The organism is Mycobacterium sp. TH-M15 (genome assembly GCF_057473705.1).
This window is the reverse complement of the sequence record NZ_JBYCLB010000106.1, coordinates 1-2162: the sequence shown is the minus strand read 5'-3', so window position 1 is coordinate 2162 and position 2162 is coordinate 1. Positions and strand designations below refer to the sequence as shown.

Genomic DNA, 2162 nt, shown 5'->3' with positions numbered 1-2162 from the left:
ATACCGCGGCGTCCAGCGGTTCGAACTGCCACGTCGACGCGGTGCTGAAATCGCATGCCGCCGCCGCGCCGGGCAGCCGCTCCGGCCAGCCCAACGCCAGCGCGATCGGCAGGCGCATGTCCGGCGGGCTGGCCTGGGCGATCGTCGAGCCGTCCACGAAGGTGACCATCGAATGCACGATCGACTGCGGATGCACCACGACGTCGATCCGCGGGTAGGGCACCCCGAAAAGCAGGTGGGTCTCGATCAGCTCCAGCCCCTTGTTCACCAGCGACGCCGAGTTCAGCGTGTTCATCGGCCCCATCGACCAGGTCGGGTGCGCGCCGGCCTGCTCCGGGGTGACGCCCGCCAGGTCGGCGGCGCTCCAGCCGCGGAACGGCCCGCCGGAGGCGGTCAGCACCAGCCTGGCCACCTCGCCGGCGGCGCCGCAACGCAGGCACTGCGCCAGTGCCGAGTGTTCGGAGTCCACCGGCACGATCTGGCCGGGCCGGGCCGCCTTGAGCACCAGCGGCCCACCGGCGACCAACGATTCCTTGTTGGCCAGCGCCAGCCGGGCGCCGGACGCCAGCGCGGCCAGGGTGGGCCGCAGGCCCAGCGCGCCGACCAGCGCGTTGAGCACGACGTCGGCCTCGGTCTCTTCCACCAGCCGGACGACGCCGTCGGCGCCGCGGTAGGGGGCGTCGAGCGCCTCGGCGACCCGTTCGTCGGCGACGGCGACGTTGCCGGTGCCGGTCTCGGCGCGCTGACGGGCCAGCAGGTCGGCGCGCCCGCCGCCGGCGGCCAGGCCGACCACCTCGAAGCGGTCCGGGTTGGCGGCGACCACCTGCAGCGCCTGGGTGCCGATCGACCCGGTGCAGCCCAGCAGCAGCACCTTGACCCGGCCCGACGCAGACGCTGTCACCTGATCATTGTGCCCCGCCGCCGGCACCCCTTGACGAGGCGAACCGCCGAAAGGCAAAATCCTTCATACTGTAGGAATTGTTGAAAGGTGACCACATGAGCACGCTGCGCGAATGGCTGTCCCTACCCGACGCCGAACCCGCCGAGGACTACGGGTTCTTCGGCCCCGACTCGGTGACGTGGAAGGTGTGGAGCTACCCGACCTCGCTGTCCATCGGGTTCCAACGTTCTGTGGTCATCGAAGAACTGGACCCGGCGCTGGTCGCCTCGGTCGACCAGACGCAAGCGATCTACGACCGGCCGCGGACCCGCTACGACCGCACCCTGCGCTACTTCGCCCTGGTGGCGTTCGGCGACAGCCGCTCCACCGCGGAGGCTGCCGACGTGCTGGTCAAGGTCCACTCCAAGGCGGTCGGGATCGACCCGGTGACCGGCAACCGCTACGACGCCAACGACCCGGCTTCCCAACTGTGGATCCATCTCACCGCCTGGCACTCGATCCTGTATGCCTACGAGAAATTCGGTCCCGGCCGGCTCTCCGCCGACGAGGAGACGCGGTACTGGGCCGAGTGCGCCCGCGCGGCCGAACTGCAGACCCTCGATCCGGCCGACGTGCCGTGCACCCGGCAGGGCATTCGCGAGTACTTCGAGCAGATGCGGCCTCAGCTGCTCCGCTCCGACATCGCCGAGCGCGCGATGCAACACCTGCTGCACGCCGAAGTGATCCTGCCGCCGTCACTGCCGCGGCTCCTGTGGCCGGCATCCCTGATCGTCACCGGATTCCTGCGCTTCGGCACCCTGGCAACGATGCCGCGCTGGATGCGCAAGATGGGCGGCGTCAGCACCTCCCGGCTGCTTGACGTGCTGATCGTGCCGCCGCTGAGTGCCGCGTTCGCGCTGCTCAGCCTGAGCACCCGGGTGCAGCTGATCCTGTTGCGGTTGATCTCCCCGACGACCCTGCCGATCGGCACCCGGGTGCTGCGGTCGATCCCGCCGACGACTCCGGCCACCACCACGCCGCGAGAAGCCCAACAGCGGTACGGCTACGACGTTCCCGCGCACGCGCACCTCGACCTGCGGGAGAAGCAGATGAAGCGGGTATTCGGTGCGGGCCAGGCACCCAGCGAGGAAGGCATCCTCGAGTCTCAGCCGATCCTCGGGAGCATCCGATGAGCACGCCGAAGACACTGCTGGACGAGCTGGACCGGCTGCTGGATCGCAAGCTGAGCGTCCGTCAACTCGTCAACCTGGCGATCGTCGCC

The 2162-nt window shown here is 69.9% G+C and carries 2 protein-coding genes; one reads left to right on the top strand and one right to left on the bottom strand.

Annotated elements, in window-relative coordinates; translation table 11 throughout:
* Positions 1 to 901 (bottom strand): 1-deoxy-D-xylulose-5-phosphate reductoisomerase (locus AC2VNT_RS02695; protein ID WP_486945388.1); only part of this gene is annotated, 901 nt, incomplete at its 3' end.
* Positions 902 to 996: 95 nt separating this feature from the next.
* Here AC2VNT_RS02695 and AC2VNT_RS02690 point away from each other — a divergent pair.
* The gene (locus AC2VNT_RS02690) at positions 997 to 2073 is read left to right on the top strand and encodes an oxygenase MpaB family protein (protein WP_486945387.1); all 1077 of its coding nucleotides are present in this window, start codon (positions 997 to 999) and stop codon (positions 2071 to 2073) included.
* Positions 2074 to 2162: the final 89 nt, after the last annotated feature.